The following is an 18,048-nucleotide window of genomic DNA, read 5'->3' on the forward strand; positions in this document are numbered from 1 at the left end:
CCAAGGGGCGGGAGTTCATTCCTGCTGTGTTTGAGGCGGTTTGCTGACGTTTTTTCCCCTTGGGGAAGGTTGGGATGGGGCTTGTGGTGTTTTGGATGGGCCTTTGGTGGAACTCCTTCCCCTTGGGGAAGGTTGGGATGGGGCTTCCCCTGGCAACTCTGTAGGAGTTGCGTTTAGCCGAAGGCGTTATACTCAACCTGATAATACCGTCCTATATAGTTCCGCCCATTGTCCTGGTGCGGGTAACGCCTGCGGCTAATCGCAACACTTACAGCGTTGCTATAATGGTCGTACTTGCACCCAAGGTAGCGGTCTTCGCCCTCAACCCTGGGCTGGGGGGAGGGGCTTTTAGGCTGAGCAGACCCTCAGCCAGACTGCCGCCCCATGGCGCCAGCCCCGATGATGGCTATCGTTATAACTTGGCAAGTGTGCGTCCGAGGCGACCGATGAAGTCGTCGACCTCGGCACGGGTGAGGCATAGCGGAGGGAGGATGCGTAGGATATTGGTGCCGGCGCAACCGGTAAAGCAATGCTCTTCGTGCACGAGTCGCGAGCGCACCTCGCTATGGGGGATGTCGAGCACGGCACCCGCCATGAGTCCGCGGCCACGCACCTCGACGATATGCTGCGACTCCTGCTGCAGCTCGCGCAGTCTGGCGAGCAGATATTCGCCCACCTCATGGGCATTGTCCACCAGATGCTCCTGCTCGAAGACGTCGAGCACAGCCAGGGCGGCGGTACATGCCAGGTGGTTGCCTCCGAAGGTGGTGCCGAGCTGGCCCTTCACCGCCTCGAAGCTCGGCGCGATGAGCACGCCCGACATGGGGAAGCCGTTGCCTATGCCCTTGGCCACGGTGATGAGGTCGGGGCGTATGCCGAGCCACTGGTGGGCAAAGAACTTACCGCTGCGGCCGTAGCCACACTGTATCTCGTCGCAGATGAGGATGGTGCCGTGGCGGTGGCAAGCCTCGAGCAGACCCTGGGCAAACTCGGCTGTAGCCATATTCAGTCCGCCCACGCCCTGGATGCACTCGATGATGCAGGCAGCCACGTCGCCCTTGGCGAGTTCGGTTTCCCATGCCTCCAGGTCGTTGAGGGGCAGGAAGGTGGTATGTCCGTTGGCATTGATGGGGGCATTGTATTTGGCGATGTCGGTCACCTCGACGGCGAGCGAGGTGCGGCCGTGGAAGGCCTTGCCGGCAGCGAGCACGCGGGTGCGTCCGGTCTTGAACGATGCCAGCTTGAGCGCGTTCTCATTGGCTTCGGCGCCCGAGTTGACCAGGAAGAGGCTGTAGTCGTCATTCCCGCAGGCTTTGCCGAGACGCTCGGCGAGTTGCTCCTGCAGTCGGTTGATGACCGAGTTGCTGTAGAACCCCAGCCTGTTGAGCTGGGCTGTCATCATCTCCACGTAGTGTGGGTGGCAGTGGCCGATGCTGATGACGGCATGGCCACCATAGAGGTCGAGATATTGCTGTCCCTTGTCGTCCCAGACATGACAGCCACGGCCTTTGACGATGTTCACGTCCGAGAGGGAATATACATCAAACAGATTCATAGTCGCTATATATATAATAAGGTATAATCAGAATGCAGAGGGCTTCAGCCGCAGTCCGGTGCGCTCGTCGAGCCCGAACATGAGGTTCATGTTCTGCACCGCCTGTCCCACGGCACCCTTGAGCAGATTGTCGATGCAGCAGGTGATGAGCAGCTTGTCGCCATACTTGTCGCAGTGTACAAGCGCCTTGTTGGTATTGACCACCTGCTTCAGGTCTATCGCCTTGTCTACATAGTGAGTGAAGGCGGCATCGCGGTAGAAGTCGCGGTAGGCAGCCTCGATGGTCTCGATGTCGGCATCGGTGTGCACCACCTCGGTGGCAAAGATGCCACGGGCGAAGTCGCCGCGGTAGGGGATGAAGTCGATGGCAGCCTCGAGATGGCCCTGTGCCTGGGCGAGGCTCTGGCGTATCTCGGCGATATGCTGGTGGCTGAACGCCTTGTATATACTCAGGTTGTTGTTGCGCCAGGAGAAGTGGGTGGTGGCTGTGGGCTTCTGGCCGGCACCGGTAGAGCCGGTGATGGCATTGACGCTCACGTCGCTGGTGATGAGGCCCATCTTGGCGGCAGGCAGCAGACCCAGCTGGATGCACGTGGCAAAGCAGCCGGGGTTGGCGATATGGCGCGCGGTGGTGATGGCTTCGCGGTTGAGCTCAGGCAGACCATAGACATAGTCGTGGTCGGGCGCGGCGATACGGAAGTCTTGCGCCAGGTCGATGATTCGCACATGGTCGGGGATGGTATGCTCCTGCAGGAAGGCTTGGCTCTTGCCGTGGCCGAAGCAGAAGAACACCACGTCGACCTCGTCGAAGGGCATCGCGTCGGTGAAGCGCATGGAGGTCTCACCGTAGAGTCCCTCATGGACATCGGTGAGCAGATTGCCGGCATTGCTGCTGCTGTTGACAAAGACCAGATCGGCGTCGGGGTGGTTGATGAGCAGACGGATGAGTTCGCCGGCGGTATAGCCGGCTCCTCCCAGTATTCCTATTCTTATCATGTTGCTAATTGGCTTTGGGTGGAATGATAATCCACATGATGATATAGGCCAATACTCCGCTGAAGCAGGTGAAGACGGTGAGCAGCGTGTAGGCCACTCTCATGGCGGTAGGGTCGATGCCGAAAAATTCGGCAAGTCCTGCACATACGCCCGCAATCATGCGGTTGTTGCTTCTTTCCAGTTTCTTGTTGTTCATTGTCATGTCTGTTTAGATGGTTTGTATCATTATAGACGGATTGGGTACAACAATGGTTGCAGCCATTGGCCTTTTTCTTGTTCTCTGTGGAGCTTGCAGCCCGTTCAGAGCTATCGTTTCTCGTCGGGGTGGATGCCGTAGAAGACACGCAGCGGCGTCGAGGTGACCTTGATGAAGCCCTTGGCGTCGTCGGCGGTCCATCCGTGCTGCATCTCGCCATACTCGCCGAGTTTGCTCTTGAGCAGGTCGTCGGGTGAGTCCACGCCCACGGTCTCAAATCCCAATGGACGCAGCTTGAGGATGGCGGTGCCGTTGACGTGGCGCTGCGAAGAGGTGAGCATGGCCTCGATGTCGGGCATTACGGGCTCCAGGTACTGGCTCTCGTGGAGGAACATGCCATACCAGTTGGCCACCTGCTCCTTCCAGTACTGCTGCCACTTGCTCAGCGTGTACTTCTCCAGCAGTCGGTGGGCCTCGATGATGAGCTTGGGGGCGGCTGCCTCAAAGCCCACACGACCCTTGATGCCGATGATGGTGTCGCCCACGTTGAAGTCGCGGCCTATGGCGTAGGCGGCGCCTATCTCCTCAATCTTCTGGATGGCGGCAATCTTGTCGTCAAACTTCTCGCCGTTGACGGCGGCTATCTCGCCCTTCTCGAAGGTTATCTTCAGTTCGCTCTCGTCGGTGCGGGTCACGTGCTTGAGAAACGCCTCTTCGGGCAAGCCCTGTGCAGAGTCGAGCAGTTCACCTCCGCAGATGCTGGTTCCCCATATACCCACGTTGTAAGAGTACTTGAGCTTGGTGAAGTCGGCATAGTAGCCGTGGGCGTTGAGGTAGTCCACCTCCTCTTGGCGTGAGAGCGCCTTGTCGCGGGTCAGGGTGATAATCTCCACGCCCGGTGCCATGACGAGGAAGGTCATGTCGAAGCGTATCTGGTCGTTGCCGGCGCCGGTAGAGCCGTGGGCTATGGCGTGGGCACCTATCTCGTTGGCGTAGCGGGCTATGGCGATGGCCTGGAAGATGCGCTCCGACGATACGCTGATGGGGTAGCAGTTGTTGCGCATCACGTTGCCGTAAATCATGTACTTCAGACTCTTCTCGTAGTACTCCTGGGTCACGTCGAGGGTCACATATTTTACAGCGCCCAACTTGTAGGCGTTGGCTTCATTCTCCTTGAGCTGTGCGGCACTGAATCCGCCGGTGTTGGCACAGGCGGCATACACGTCATAACCTTCTTCAGTAAGTTTCATGACGGTGTACGAGGTGTCGAGACCGCCCGAAAAGGCTACTACTACTTTCTTCTTGCTCATAATGATTGGTGTTTTATTAGTTCTGTTCTTGGTTTCTCTTGTCTATCTTGTTGATTCTCTCGATTACCTCCTGCGGCAGCTTGGCGGGCAGGTGCTCCTCGGGGTCGTAGAGCATGGCGGTGCAGATGCAGTATTTGCGCCCGGTGCGCTTGAGCACGTCTACGTTGATGCAGCCTTCGCATCCGCGCCAGAAGGCTTCGTCGTCGGTGAGGTCGGCAAAGGTCACAGGCTGGTAGCCCAACTGCGTGTTCATCGTCATCACGGCGGCTCCGCTCGTAAGGCTGAATATCTTGGCGTGGGGCCAGCGGGTGCGGGCGAGGGTGAAGGTGAGGTCCTTGATGCGCTTGGCCACGCCGTGCTTGCGGAAGTCGGGGTGTACTATCAGTCCCGACGTGGTCACATACTGCTTGTTGCCCCATGTCTCTATATAACTGAAGCCGGCAAAGCGGTCGCCCGAGAGGGCTATGACGGCTTTGGCCTCCTTCATCTTGGTGGTAAGATACTCGTGCGTACGCTTGGCGATGCCCGTTCCTCTTACCTTGGCGGCGTCGGCAATGGTCTGTAAGATGGTGTCCACGTATTTCTCGTGCGAGGCGTCGGCCACCATTACCTTGATTTCTTCCATTCTTCTCTTCTTGGTTTATATCAGATTGGGGATTACCTGCATCAGCTTGCGCTCCAGCCTGCCGCGGTCGGCGCCCTCGGCGAGGATGGTGACGATGGTGTCGTCGCCGGCAATGGTTCCCAATATCTCTATGATGTTACTGTTGTCTATGTTGTAGGCTATCGCGCTGGCGTAGCCAGGCCGTGTCTTGATGACGGCGATGTTGTTGGAGTATTGTATCGACACGAAACCAGGCGCCTGGAGCATCTGCTTGGCGGTCTTGGGACGGGTGACGCGCTTGTACATGGTCTCGTTGGGCAATACGTAGACATACTTGCCGTTCATGCTCGATGCCTTGGCTATCTTGAGCAGTTTCATGTCGCGGCTCAGCGTGGCTTGGGTCACCTCGAAGCCCTCTCTAATCAGTTCGGTGAGGATGTCTTCCTGGCTGCAGAACTCCTTGCTGGAGATGAGCATCTTGAGAGCCTCGATACGGTCTTTCTTTCCTTTCATGATGTGTATATTTATACATTTACGGGTGCAAAATTACACAAAAGATGCATATTCGCCAAAGAAAAATGTATAAAAATACGCCTGTGCTGTATATTTATACAATAATTTGCATTATATACACACTCCCATTCATGACCGTCGGGCTGTAGGCATTGACGGATGCGATGCGGGTGGTAAGGGACGTAAGTGTTGGTAAATCAGATGGTTTGCTTGGTGGTGATGACGGGGGGCGTGGGCTGCGGCGATGGGCGATGGGTGGGTCGCCAGGCTTGCGCAAAGTTGTGCAATATACAGTAAATGATGTATATTGCCTCGTTCCCCACCGCTTCCTTGTCGTTATACCGCCATCAGCACTACATATATTATATTGATGATGCCGGCAGCCATCAGCAGCTTGTTGTAGGTGGCGCCCTTGGCGCGGAGGGTGGCGGCGAAGAGGGCTGCGGCAGGGACGACCACCAGCATGGCGAGGCTCCAGCCCAGAGCCAGATAGGCGAGCACGGGCATCAGAGCCACCACGGTGCCCATCAGGCACAGGGCTGCGCGGCGCCCGAACCTCACGGGGAAAGTGCGCTTGCCCACGAGTCGGTCGCTGTCCATGTCGCGCAGATTGTTGATGAGCAGCACACACATCGAGATGAGTCCGCTCACGCCTCCAGCACACCATACCGACCACGCAAACTGCCCCGTCTGCAGATAGTATGTGCCTGACGAGGCTATCACGCCGTAGTAGAGAAATACGAATATGTCTGCCACGCCCAGATACGACAGCGAGTGGCTCGTGGCAGTATAGAGCCAGGCGAAGAGCAGGGCCGAGACGCCGATGGCGAGGATTACCCAACCGCCGTGGACGACCAGGAAGAGACCGCAACCCACGCTTACCGCCAGTGCCGTAAGGCAGGCCCACTGCATCTGCCGCTTGCTCACCTCACCTTCAGCCAGCGCGCGCTTGAAGCCGGCACGGCCTTTCTGGTCGGTACCCCGCACGAAGTCGTAGTAGTCGTTGATAAGGTTGGACAGTATCTGCAGCGCCAGCGCGCAGACGATGGTCACCGCAGCCACGGTGGCCGAGGTGACGGGCGACGGCATGGCTATCAGCGCCGCCATGACCGGACAGAGCGAGGCAGCAAGTGTCTGCGGGCGCACTATCCTGAACCAGAGTCCTATAGTCTTCATCATAGTCATAGTCGTTGTGTGTGATAAAACAAAAAGCCACACCGCCTCTCTGTGGGAGATGGGTGTGGTTATAGTCGTGGTAGTCTACATAGCTGTATTACTTGTGGGTGTCCAGACCGATGCGCACACCGTCGTAGTTCTTGCTCAGATCGCCCATGGTCTGCAGGGTGCTGTTGCCGCTCATCGCTGCAAGGGTCTGGAAGAGGTTGAGCAACTTCTTCGACTCCATCAGGAAGCTCATGCCGCCCGTGGTCTTCTTGGCATATACGTTGAGGCTGAAGAGCAGGGTCTTAAGCACCAGCTTCTGGTCTTCCTGTGTGTAGGACCACTGGCCGCTGATGGGCTTGCCGTCTATCTTGCCGCTGAAGGTCTTGTCGCTGTTGATGGTGAGATAGGTGTTCTGGCTGTTGATGCCCACCTTGGTGTAGGTATTGCTCAGTTTCTCCTTGATTTCGGTGGCGATGGTCTCGCCTCCAGCCTTGGCGAGCAGATTTTCGGTGGTGAATGCCACGCCGGGCTGTCTGTAGTGCCATGTGCCGATGAGGTCGCGCTCGCGGGGCTTGTCGGTACCCAAGATGCTCTTGATGGTGTTGCCCAGCGTCTGTCCGTTGGTGGCAGCGCTGATGATAGACCCCAGCACGCTCTGGTGACTGTTGGTCTGGGTGTTGGTCTGTGTGTTGGTGTTACCTGAAGTGCCGCAGCTGCTGAGCATGACGCCGCATGCCAGGACGGCAATGATTTTTGATTTGTTCATTTTCTCTAAAATTATAACGATAATCTATGTCTCTGACGCAATAAAAAGGCCAAGGTTTAATATCCTTGGCCTGTATTTTCACGATGAAGCCTATCCTCGCATCAGTCGCGGTTGCCGCCGAAGAAGCGCAGCAGGTAGAGGAACAGGTTGACAAAGTCGAGGTAGAGGCTCAGCGCGCCTGTCACTGCCAACTTCTGGCTGGTCTCTCCCAAGTCGGGAGCCATGGCAAGGCTCATCTTGATTTGCTGGCTGTCCCATGCGGTGAGGCCCACGAAGACCAGCACGCCGATGATGCTTACCACCAGGTCCAGACCCGAACTGTGCAGGAACATGTTGACCACGCTGGCGATGATGACGCCTATCAGCGCCATGAAGAGCAGTCCGCCTATCTTGGTCAGGTCACGGCTGGTAAAGTAGCCGTAGGCTGCCATGACGCCGAATGTGCCGGCGGTGACGGCAAAGGTCTTGATGATGGCTGCGGGGGCAAAGAGTACGAAGATGGATGAGAGGGTAAGTCCGTTGAGTGCCGAGAAGATGATAAACATCAGTGTGGTGGTTGCCAGAGAGCGGTTTTCCTTGTTCACGCTGTTGGATATCTTCCATACCAGCACCAGTTCGGCGATGATGATGGCCCATATGCCCAGCTGGCTGCTGTATATCAGCTGTATCAGTCCTGGCGACATCGCTACGCTGTAGGCGGTGAGGCCGCTGATGGCAAGCGCCATCGCCATCCATAGGTATACCTTGCGCATCAGTATCGGGAACGCTGCCGAGAGTGACATGCTCTCACTCTGTCTGATCTTTTCTTCTAAATCGTTAATGTTCATAATCGTCTGTTTTATGGTTTATACTATGGTGACTGCAAAGAGCATGCCACCACATTGCAAATATAAGAAGATTTATTCGTCTGCACTACTTTTTTTGTTATTATTTGCGACCCCGCCCTTATTTTTATCATTTATTACGAAAGTCGCGCCTACTGCCAAGGGGCTTTTGTCGGTTTCGGCGATTGTCGTGCTGTCCTCCTCGGCCCTCGCGCCAGCCCTCGCAGCCATCCCCGCAAGGCGGGAGCATGGCGCAGAGAGCGGAATGTCAAAAAAAGCGGCGCCGAAAGCCCGGTTTGGTATCAATTTTGCACCCTCTGCCCGTAGAGACACCAACTATACATATATATATTATGAGTATAAAGCAAATACCCGTTCTGCTGCTCACGGGCTATCTTGGTAGCGGCAAGACCACATTGGTCAACAAAATTCTCGCCAATAAGAAGGGCATCAAGTTTGCCGTCATCGTCAACGATATCGGTGAGGTAAACATCGACGCCGACCTCATACAGCAGGGCGGAGTGGTCAACAAGAAGGACGACAGCCTCGTGGCTCTGCAGAATGGCTGCATCTGCTGCACGCTCAAGATGGACCTGGTCGAGCAGATACGCGAAATCATAGAGATGGGGCGCTTCGACTACATCGTCATCGAGGCAAGCGGCATCTGCGAGCCCGCCCCAATCGCACAGACCATCTGCTCCATCCCCTCGATGGGACCGCAGTATATCAAGGGTGGCATAGCCCGGCTCGACTGCATCGTGACGGTGGTCGACGCCCTGCGCATGAAAGACGAGTTTGGCAATGGCGACAATCTGCAGCGTGGTAATCTCGAAGAAGACGACCTCGAGAACCTCGTCATCCAGCAGCTCGAGTTCTGCAATATCATCCTGCTCAACAAGGCTTCAGAGGTGACTCCCTCGGAGCTCGACCATGTCACCCAGATTATCCGCGCCATCCAGCCCAAGGCCGAAATCATACCTTGCGACTATGGCGACATCGAGCTTGAGCGCATCCTCGACACCCGCCGCTTCAATTTCGACGACGTAGCGACCTCTGCCGCGTGGATAGACCAGATAGAGCACCACCACGGTGAGCCCGACGATGACGAAGAGGCAGAGGAGGAGCACCATCATCACGATGACGAGCACGAGCACCACGACCACGATGAGCATCATCATGATGACGAGCACGAGCACTGTGACCACGACCATCATGACCACGACGACCACGGCCACTGCCATCACCACCATCACGACCATGAGCATGGCGAGGTCGAGGAGTACGGTATAGGCACCTTTGTCTATTACCGCCGCCGTCCGCTCGACCTTGCGCGCTTCGACGAGTTTGTCGCCCGCTTCTGGCCCAAGGGCGTCATCCGCTGCAAGGGCATGTGCTGGTTTGCCGACGAGCCCGACGTGTGCTACCTCTTCGAGCAGGCAGGCCGCCAGATGGGTCTCAAGAATGCCGGACAGTGGTATGCCACCATGCCCGAAGACCAGCTGAGCGAACTGATGGATCGCGAGCCTGGGCTGCGCCGCGACTGGGACGAGCAGTATGGCGACCGCATGCAGAAGCTCGTCTTCATCGGTCAGAAGATGGATAAGCGCTCCATCATCGCCCGCCTCGACAAGTGCCTGGCTGACTAAGAGATAGCACTGACTGTCTCCGCCACAGCGCCAACGATCTCCGCCACAGCGCCAACCATCCCCGCCAAAGCGCAGGCTATCCTCGCAGTTGCACCGACAGTCCTCGCCATCCCCCCAATACACCGAGCCCCGCCCTACACCGTTCCCATGCCGGGAACAGATAGGGTGGGGCTCGCTGCGTCTATATCTGTCTACAGGGTGATGACCTCCACGTCAGCCGTGATGACCTTCACAATCGCCGAGATGACCTTCGCAATCGCCGAGATGACCTCCATCGGCTCGTATCATAAGGCACGAGCTCACGTGCCTTATGATACGTGCTCTCGTACCTTATGTTACGCGGCTTCGTGACTTATGTTACGAGCCAGCCGCAGCCCCCTCTGTGTCGCTGCGGGTGCCTCCGGCTTGCGGTATGTCAATAATTGGCGCGACAATGCTATGAAACTTCGTGCGGGAAATGATGGATTGGCCGCCTTTTTGTAATTTTGCAGCCGCAAAGGATAACACCTATTTAATATATATCATGCCCAAGGAGAAAACGATAGCCCGGTGGTTGCCCCTGGTGGGGTTGACCTTCGCCGTCTTTGTGTTCAATACATCAGAGTTTATGCCCATAGGTCTGCTCAGCGACATTGCCGCCGACCTGCACATCAGCGAGGTGCGGGCAGGACTGCTGGTGTCGGTCTATGCGTGGGTGGTGGCGCTCATGTCGCTGCCCCTCATGGTGATGGTGTCTACGGTGGAGCTCAAGCGGCTGCTGCTCGCCATCATCGCCCTCTTTGTGGTGAGCCATGTGGCATCGGCGCTCGCCGAGGGCTATTACACGCTGATGCTCTCGCGCATTGGTGTGGCGTGTGCCCATTCGATATTCTGGTCGATAGCCCCTCCGCTGGCTGTCCGCACGGTGCCCGACGGCCGAAGCGCACTGGGACTGAGCACGATGGCCACGGGGTCGTCGGTGGCTATGGTCGTAGGTCTGCCCATAGGCCGCGTGGTGGGACTGTACGTGGGCTGGCGCATGACGTTTCTGAGTATCGCCGTCATCTCGGCTCTGATATTCGTCTTCATCGCCGCCGTATTTCCCCGGTTGCAGAGCCGCGGCAAGTTCTCGTTTGCCAAGATTCCGGCGTTGCTCCACAATCGCGTGCTGCTGGGCCTCTTTGTGCTGGCGCTGCTCTTTGCCACCACTCACTATACGGGCTACAGCTACATCGAGCCCTTCCTGGGTCAGGTGGCAGGCCTGTCGCCCGACGTGGTGACGATGGTGCTCATCGTCTTTGGCGCCTCGGGCATGCTGGGCAGCATCGCATTCTCCAAGTATTATATGTCGGGCAGACGGAGGTTCATGGCTGTGGTCACGCTGGGCCCGGCGCTGTGTCTGCTGTTGATGCAGGCGGCTGCCATGGATATCATAGCCATCTTCGGCGTGTGCATCGTGTGGGGCGCCATGGCCACGGCGTTCAACATAGCCTGCCAGGACAACACCATCCGCTTTGCGCCCAAGGAGGCGACGTCGATTGCCATGTCTATCTTCTCGGGTATCTTCAATCTGGGCATCGGCTGTGGCGCCTATCTTGGTGGCGTGGTCGTAGACCATACCTCGCTCTGCGGCATAGGGTATGCCGGTGCGCTGATAGGACTCGTAGCCACGCTCTATCTGGTGCTGCGGTTCTTCCCGAATATGCGGCGTCGGGAGGCGGCACTGCAGTAATGGCGCTGCAGATGGCTGGGTTGAGGCTGCAGCGGGCTGGGTTGAGGCTGCTGAGCCTATACCCAGTCTCCGGGGACAGCCCCGTCAGAGCCGAGAGGATGGCCAGGCGGGTAGAGTGAGTCGCTGCGGAATTATAATTCGTAAGCAAAATCATAGAAATGGTGATAAAACCATAGAAAAGTATTGATAAAAGTCACAAAAACGAAGAAAAACACGCAAATAACTTATATTTTTGATATTTGGTTGCAGATTATTGGCAAGGAGGGCTGTTGTAACCGCATCTTTTTCTATATTTGTGACGAGAAATGTGGTTGGAGAATCTGTCTAAAGCAAAGTACGCTACGCCTGAGTAATTGCTGCGTTTGCGCAAGCGGATAAGAACACCGCAAATTGTTTTACTAATCAACAAAACAACGCTTATGAGAAAAAGCTACTTTATCACCGCTCTGGCGGTGTGCCTCGCCTTGGTAACGGCGCAGGCACAGGAGGCTGTTGTCAAACGCACCACGACACGCAAGGCTGCCAAGATGGCGCCATCGGAGAGATTTGTCCGTGTGGCCAAGGCTCGGGGAGGCGAGGGGACGGTCGTGCAGAAGGCTGCGACCCTGCCGATTACGCCCGACTGGGAGTGCAAGTTTGACAAGGAGGCTGATTTCAGCCAGTTTACCGTCATCGACAGCAACAATGACCGTTTTTCGTCGAGTTATTTTGACTGGGGCACATGGAACTATCTCTTCAAGACAGGTGAAGGCCCCTATGGCCCTGATTACCCTGACCACTGTGCGGGCTACACCAGTGACGAAGACCACGATGCCGACGACTGGCTCATCACGCCGGCGCTGGCACTGAAGGCAGGCAATACTTACAAGGTGACATACAAGGTGCGCGCGCACCGCTCGGCGATGCCTGAGCGCTTGGAGGTGAAGTATGGCACCGCCGCCACGGCTGCGGGTATGACCCAGACGCTGATGGCAAGAACAGACATTACCAATGCCGAGTATATAGAGTACAGCCAGGAGCTCACTCCCGTGGCCGACGGCACCTATTATATAGGTTTTCACGCTGTGAGCGATGCCGACAACATGATACTCTATCTCGACGACATCTCGGTGAAGAAGTCGGCGGATACTTGCAAAGGCTGGGAGTGCAACTTTGACAAGGAGGCAGATTTCAACCAGTTTACCGTCGTCGACAGCAATGGCGACCGCGCACAATCAAGTTATCTCGACTGGGGAGTGTGGAACTACCTCTTCAAGAGTGGCGACAGTCCTTACGGACCCGATTTCCCCGACCACTGTGCGGGCTACGGCTGTGATGAAGACCACGATGCCGACGACTGGCTCATTACTCCCGTGCTCAAGTTGACCGGTGGCGATACGTATATAGTTAAATATAAGGTACGCGCGCATTGGGCGAGGACGCCTGAGCGCTTAGAGGTGAAATACGGCACCGCCGCCACGGCTGCGGGCATGACCCAGACGCTGATGGCAAGGACCGATATCAGCAATACCGAATATCAGGAATACACGCAGACGCTGACCCCAGCTGCCGACGGCGACTACTATATCGGTTTCCATGCCGTGAGCGATGCCGACAACATGATACTCTACCTCGACGACATCTCGGTGAAGAAGCAGGGCGCGCTGCCTCCTGCCGCTGTGACCGAGGTGGTGCTCACTCCCGATGCTACGGGCGCAGTCAAGGCAACCCTGAGTTTCAAGGCTCCCGACAAGGCCACCGACGGCAGTGCGCTGACCAAGCTCAGCGGCGTGAAGGTGATGGAGGCCGACGCCGAACTGGCAGATATCACCAGTGTGCAGGTGGGCAAGACCGCTACCTACACCATCGAGAATGCGGGCACCAAGCCTGCCAACCACACCTATACGCTGATACCCTACAACGCCGACGGCAATGGCGAGAAGACTGTGGTGAGCGGCTGGATAGGTCTCGACGGCCCCACGGCTCCTGCCGGAGTTACCGCCGAACCGGTGGGCAAGAACCTCAAGGTGGCATGGGAATCCTCCAAGGCCGAGCACGGCGGAGTGTTCTTCGCCGACAAGGTGAAATACAATCTCTATGAGATGAAGGATGCCGCCACGGCAAGTCGCATGGTAGCTACGACAACGGGTGCTACCGAGGTGCCTGTGGCTGTCGACGTCAACAGCGGCGACCAGCAGTTGCTGCAGCTCGCTGTGTCGGCAAGCAACGCCACCGGCGTAAGCGGCTATAGCTTCGCGGCGCCTCTCGTGGTGGGCGCTCCCTACACGCTGCCCCTCAAGGAGACCTTTGCCAAGGCGGGCAATGCCTATGGCTTCTGGGCTGCCGAAGGAGAAGGCTGGGGATATCAGAACCAGTATGCCGGTGTGTCTTACTCTACCGACGAAGACGCCAACGGTGACGGCGGCTGTGCCGACATTAAGACTTATTATGAGGACGTGGTCGCTCTGGTATCAGGAAAGATAACTCTGGGCACGGCAGAGAAACCGATGTTCATGTATAGTCAGAAGACCGACTCGAAGGAGGGTAGTGTGCGTCCGCTGGTCATCAAGGCCGACGGCACCAGAGAGTATCTCGCCACCGAGAGCCTTGATGGTTATGCCGATGCAGGCAAATGGGTGTCGCGCTCTTATGACCTGAGTGCCTACAAGGGTCAGAAGTGGATACGCGTGGGTGTGGCTTTCGACCAGTCGAAGCGCAGCTACAGGAACCAGCATCTGTATATCGACAACTTCGTGGTGGCCGACGAGACGCCGACGAGTATCACCGTAAGCGTGTCGGCTCCTGCCAAGATGCGCAAGGGCAAAGCGGGCACGGTCAAGGTGGCTGTGACCAATTACGGCAACGCCATAGGAGCTTATACGCTGACACTCACCGCGGGCGACACCGAGGTGAAGACCGTCGGGGGCGAGTCGCTGGCGCTGATGCAGACTGCCACGTATGACATCGCCTATACGCCGAGTGTGCTCGTCAAGGGCAACGCCGTCACGCTGACCGCTACGCTCAAGGCGGGTGAGGGCAAGGATGCCGTCACCGCAGATGGTAGCGTGGAACTGACGGCTGTCGATGCGCATCAGCCTGCTCCGACCGGGCTCAAGGCTCTGGTGGACGCACAGGGCAAGGTGTCGCTGTCGTGGACTGCCGTGGCTAAGGTAGACCGCATGACCGATGACTTTGAGGACTACAACTCATGGAGCGTAGACAACGCCGGCGACTGGAGTTTCCATGACGGCGACAAGGGAGCCACCTATGGTTACTTCGACGACCAAGGTCTTTACTATGACAATGAAAAGACGCCGTTTGCCTATATCGTATGGACGCCTGCCAACTATGGCGGCGAGGACATCACGGTGGCAAATCCCACGGCAAAGCCTTATAGCGGAAGCAACGCTATGGCCTCGGTGTACAGCTATAATCGCAAGGCGACGGGCGAGCTTACTCCGCTGGCAGCCGACAACTGGATGATTAGTCCGGAGCTCACGGGCAAGGATCAGACCGTCATGTTCAGAGTCAACAACATCAGTGCCTCCAACCCGGAGACCTACCAGGTGCTCTATAGTACGACTACAGCGGCGCACGACCAGTTCCGGCTCGTGGCAGAGAAGACTGTAAGCAACAGCAAGTGGGATGAGGTGAGCTTCGAGTTGCCTGAGGGCGCGCGCTACTTCGCCATCCGTCACAATACCAAGCTCGAGGTGAGCCCATCGGGCATCGGATACTCTTCGGCGCCATACCTCTTCCTGGTCGATGATGCTACCTTCGCCTCCAAGGGCTGCACGTTTGTGGAGTATGTCATCTACCGCGACGGCAAGCCACTGGCTACGGCTGCCACCACGGCAAGTGAGGACCGTGAGGCTCAGTGCGACGGCGCCGACCATGTCTACCAGGTTACGGCACGTTATGGCGACGGTTCCGAGTCGGCTCCCGTTGAGGCTGTAGTCTCAATGCCTACCGGTATCGACATCATCGAAACCACGGTCGATACACCCCAGGGCGTCTATTCGCTCGACGGCGTCAAGCAAGATGCCAACGCTCGTCTCCAGCGTGGCGTCTACATCAAGAATGGTAAGAAAGTGGTAGTAAGATAAGCCGTCAGAAGGCTGTTCATCTCAAGCAACTCTGGACTGGAGGTCACCAAAGGTAAGGGAGTTGCGTCAACAAACCCAGGGTAGAGGCATGCAGCGCCTCTGTCCTGGGTTTGTCGTTAGGAGGAGTGTATGGGGGAAGTCTTAGGGCAGGCAATGCGTTGCCCCAGTCATGGTGCGAGCATGATGCGGTCGTAGTCGCGCTCGCCGCGGATGATGCGCTTGCGGCTGTTGTCGTAGTCGTTGTGCAGTATGTCGTATTGGGGATAGTACCAGGGGCTGTGTATGCCGGCGAGGTGTAGCAGTAGCTGCGCTATCGTGTCGGTCATTCCCCGTCTGTTGCGGCAGGAGCGTATCTGCTCCCACTGCTGCTTGCGGTTGGAGCGATAGGACGGCGACGCCCATATCCAGAAGGGGATGTCAAACTGCTGTCTGATGTCGTTGCGGTCCCATGTAAGGTTACGTCCCCATTCTGTAGAGTTGTCGAAGATGCGCTCTCCGTGGTCGGCGACGAATATGGCGATGGCGTCTTCATCCTCGTAGAGCTTCAGGATGGAGTCGATGACCATGTCGTTGTAGACGATGGCGTTGTCGTAGTGGGCAAGTATCTCGCGCTGTTGCTCCGTGAGGTCGGCGCGGTCGTAGTCTTTGGCGTCGAAGATGCCGAAGTCGGCGGGATAACGCTTCTTGAAGTCGGCGTGAAGTCCTAAGAAGTGGAAGATGTCCAGTGTGTAGGGATGTCTCGTCAGGCATCGCTTGTAGTCATCGGTCAGCGCCATGTCGTAGTCGTGGGTAGACTCGTTGCGCGTGTCAAACAGGCGTCGGCTGATGGGGGGATTGTTGAAGAAGGCGTCTTCGATGAAGTCGCTGAATCCGCTGCGCTTCACCATATACTGGTTGCTGAAGAACGAGGTGTGGTAGCCGGCCATCCTGAACAGAAGCGGGAAGGGTGGGGCTGATGCCCATGTCCCCGGTTGGCCTGCACATTGGGTGGACAGCATCTCCTTGAGCGACTCGCAGGTGGTATTCCAAGCACTTGTCATGTCGCCAAACACGATGAGCTCGCCGGCGTTCTTCCGTGCCGTCTGCCGGGGCGTGGTGGGCTTGTCGTAGCCGTAGAGTTGGCTGTGGTGGCGGTTGTAGCTTTCTCCGATAATCAGGATGATATGTGGGGAGAGGTGGGTGACCGAGTCTATCCGCGCCTTGTTCAGACTCTCTTCAAAGAGTCTTATCTCGTCGCGCAGCCGGTGGGTCTCGCTGACGGCAAACGCCATGCGGTATATGGGCAGATAGTAATTGGTCTTCTGTCTGAAGTCTTTCCGCTGCTGCGTTTCCAGTTCGCTATACTGGCAGATGATGCGGCAATACATATACTCCTTGTTCTCCAGACTGGATATGAACCCGATGGCAAACATGACGATAATGGCTGTCTGTGCGGCGTAAATCATGTGTCGGTTGCGCCATATCCCTGTGCGCATGGCTTTGCCCATGATGGTCTGCTCTCGGGCAAGCAGCGCCATGCCCGCCATCATCTGGATGATGACCAGCCCTAATGGCGACCACAGCATTGCCGCGTCGAGATACGACGACAGCGCTTCGCCAGCCTCTCTGGTATTGCTTTGCAGTGCCAGCTGCAGCAGCATCGGGGTGATGGGCATGCCCAGTCTTACGTAGCACGCCATGTCTACAGCAGACAGCAGGTAGAAGAATGTGGCTGTGGCGAGGCGCAGGCAGTGTCTGTATCTTTCGGGCATCAGTCGCAGCAGGGCGCAGAAGAGGTAAAGGTCGGAAAACAGTTCGAAACTCATCCAGAAGCGGCTGCCGTTCCACGGCTCGCAGATGATACCTGTCAGTCCCAGCAGGTACATCAGCAGAAAATAGAGCTGGTTGCCTCCGGTCAGCGGCTTGCTCAGGATATGGATGATGCGTGATAACATAAAACTCATAATACTTATGGCGGCAAAGGTAAAGATAATTCGCCATATAGACAATCATTTGCGATGGATATTTGACTTTTTCGGTCATCGGGATTCAATCGGATTTCAATTTATGTGGGTCTCGGCTTTGGGCAGATTGCTTCCGGGAGTGTTCGGGATATGGCGGACTATGTCCAAGTGCGGGTAGGGGGCAAGATACCAAAAGAAATACTGGTACGAGTTGGAAAGAATTTACAAGACAACTTATTCCTGTTTGATGGCAGATTGGCGTTACTTCCCCAAGATGGTCATTTCTTTCGTTTCCAAGTTTGAATTGCTGGTAGCAGAACTTGCAATTACGGTTTCATGCTTCCAAATATCTAATGCGCGCCGCAAATTCCCCAAAAATACGCATCCTGCCAACATGTCAGCGAAAGACTCCAACGAAAAACGCCAACGAAAATTCCCACAAAGGTGGCCCCATTCCAACCTTATCCATGTGGAAGAAGCAGGAGGCATCTGGCAATCGGGCTGGAAATCGTCATGATGTGAAAGGAGTCTTCATGGGTATAATATATAATAATGTATATAGTCCCCAGGGTCATCATTTCGGTTGATATAAATCAATAGGTGAAAAATATTTTCAACTTTTTTGTTGAAATGTTTGGTTTGTGTTGAAAAAAGCTATACCTTTGCATCCGCTTTCGAGAATGAAACACTTCTCCTGAGCGCTGAAGAAAGAGTTCTTTGAAAGATTTAAGATAA

The 18,048-nt window shown here is 56.3% G+C and carries 14 protein-coding genes; 4 read left to right on the forward strand and 10 right to left on the reverse strand.

Features of this window, described 5'->3' with window-relative positions; genetic code table 11:
• Positions 1-412 precede the first annotated feature (412 nt).
• The 9 genes from CIK92_RS00005 to CIK92_RS00045 form a co-directional block, all read right to left on the reverse strand.
• Positions 413-1,555 carry an aspartate aminotransferase family protein gene (locus CIK92_RS00005; RefSeq protein WP_094387732.1) on the reverse strand — a complete coding sequence of 381 codons (1,143 nt, stop codon included), beginning with the start codon at positions 1,553-1,555 and terminating at the stop codon, positions 413-415.
• 27 nt (positions 1,556-1,582) lie between these two features.
• Positions 1,583-2,551 (reverse strand): N-acetyl-gamma-glutamyl-phosphate reductase, encoded by a 969-nt coding sequence (argC, locus tag CIK92_RS00010; protein WP_094387733.1) that lies wholly within the window; start codon positions 2,549-2,551, stop codon positions 1,583-1,585.
• Positions 2,552-2,555: 4 nt separating this feature from the next.
• Positions 2,556-2,747 carry a PspC domain-containing protein gene (locus CIK92_RS00015; RefSeq protein WP_022311657.1) on the reverse strand — a complete coding sequence of 64 codons (192 nt, stop codon included), beginning with the start codon at positions 2,745-2,747 and terminating at the stop codon, positions 2,556-2,558.
• A 110-nt stretch (positions 2,748-2,857) separates the two neighbouring features.
• The gene (locus CIK92_RS00020; protein WP_094386914.1) at positions 2,858-4,057 is read right to left on the reverse strand and encodes an argininosuccinate synthase; all 1,200 of its coding nucleotides are present in this window, start codon (positions 4,055-4,057) and stop codon (positions 2,858-2,860) included.
• Positions 4,058-4,073: 16 nt separating this feature from the next.
• Positions 4,074-4,682: a GNAT family N-acetyltransferase gene (locus CIK92_RS00025; protein WP_022311655.1), complete on the reverse strand. Its 609-nt coding sequence runs from the start codon at positions 4,680-4,682 to the stop codon at positions 4,074-4,076.
• 15 nt (positions 4,683-4,697) lie between these two features.
• Positions 4,698-5,174, reverse strand: coding sequence for an arginine repressor (locus CIK92_RS00030; protein ID WP_022311654.1), 477 nt, complete (start codon positions 5,172-5,174; stop codon positions 4,698-4,700).
• Positions 5,175-5,510: 336 nt separating this feature from the next.
• Positions 5,511-6,353 (reverse strand): 1,4-dihydroxy-2-naphthoate octaprenyltransferase, encoded by an 843-nt coding sequence (gene menA, locus CIK92_RS00035; protein WP_022311653.1) that lies wholly within the window; start codon positions 6,351-6,353, stop codon positions 5,511-5,513.
• A 94-nt stretch (positions 6,354-6,447) separates the two neighbouring features.
• Positions 6,448-7,104 (reverse strand): DUF4923 family protein, encoded by a 657-nt coding sequence (locus CIK92_RS00040; RefSeq protein ID WP_094386912.1) that lies wholly within the window; start codon positions 7,102-7,104, stop codon positions 6,448-6,450.
• 101 nt (positions 7,105-7,205) lie between these two features.
• Positions 7,206-7,931, reverse strand: a complete 726-nt coding sequence (locus tag CIK92_RS00045; protein ID WP_094386911.1) for a Bax inhibitor-1/YccA family protein — start codon at positions 7,929-7,931, stop codon at positions 7,206-7,208.
• Positions 7,932-7,956: 25 nt separating this feature from the next.
• On the opposite strand from CIK92_RS00045, the gene CIK92_RS13595 reads away from it, so the two are divergent.
• The 4 genes from CIK92_RS13595 (at position 7,957) to CIK92_RS00065 (ending at position 15,370) form a co-directional block, all read left to right on the forward strand.
• Positions 7,957-8,331 (forward strand): hypothetical protein, encoded by a 375-nt coding sequence (locus tag CIK92_RS13595; RefSeq protein WP_158214688.1) that lies wholly within the window; start codon positions 7,957-7,959, stop codon positions 8,329-8,331.
• Positions 8,282-9,574: a GTP-binding protein gene (locus CIK92_RS00055; RefSeq protein WP_094386909.1), complete on the forward strand. Its 1,293-nt coding sequence runs from the start codon at positions 8,282-8,284 to the stop codon at positions 9,572-9,574. The genes CIK92_RS13595 and CIK92_RS00055 overlap by 50 nt, the downstream gene beginning before the upstream one ends.
• A 523-nt stretch (positions 9,575-10,097) precedes the next feature.
• Positions 10,098-11,285 (forward strand): sugar transporter, encoded by a 1,188-nt coding sequence (locus tag CIK92_RS00060; RefSeq protein ID WP_094387734.1) that lies wholly within the window; start codon positions 10,098-10,100, stop codon positions 11,283-11,285.
• A 419-nt stretch (positions 11,286-11,704) separates the two neighbouring features.
• Positions 11,705-15,370, forward strand: a complete 3,666-nt coding sequence (locus CIK92_RS00065; protein ID WP_094387735.1) for a choice-of-anchor J domain-containing protein — start codon at positions 11,705-11,707, stop codon at positions 15,368-15,370.
• Between the two features lie 167 nt (positions 15,371-15,537).
• Here CIK92_RS00065 and CIK92_RS00070 read toward each other — a convergent pair whose 3' ends face one another.
• Positions 15,538-17,313 carry a phosphoethanolamine transferase gene (locus CIK92_RS00070; RefSeq protein ID WP_094387736.1) on the reverse strand — a complete coding sequence of 592 codons (1,776 nt, stop codon included), beginning with the start codon at positions 17,311-17,313 and terminating at the stop codon, positions 15,538-15,540.
• Positions 17,314-18,048 lie beyond the last annotated feature (735 nt).

The sequence above is a fragment of the Prevotella sp. P4-67 genome (assembly GCF_002251325.1).
In the GTDB taxonomy this organism is placed as follows: Bacteria; Bacteroidota; Bacteroidia; order Bacteroidales; family Bacteroidaceae; genus Prevotella.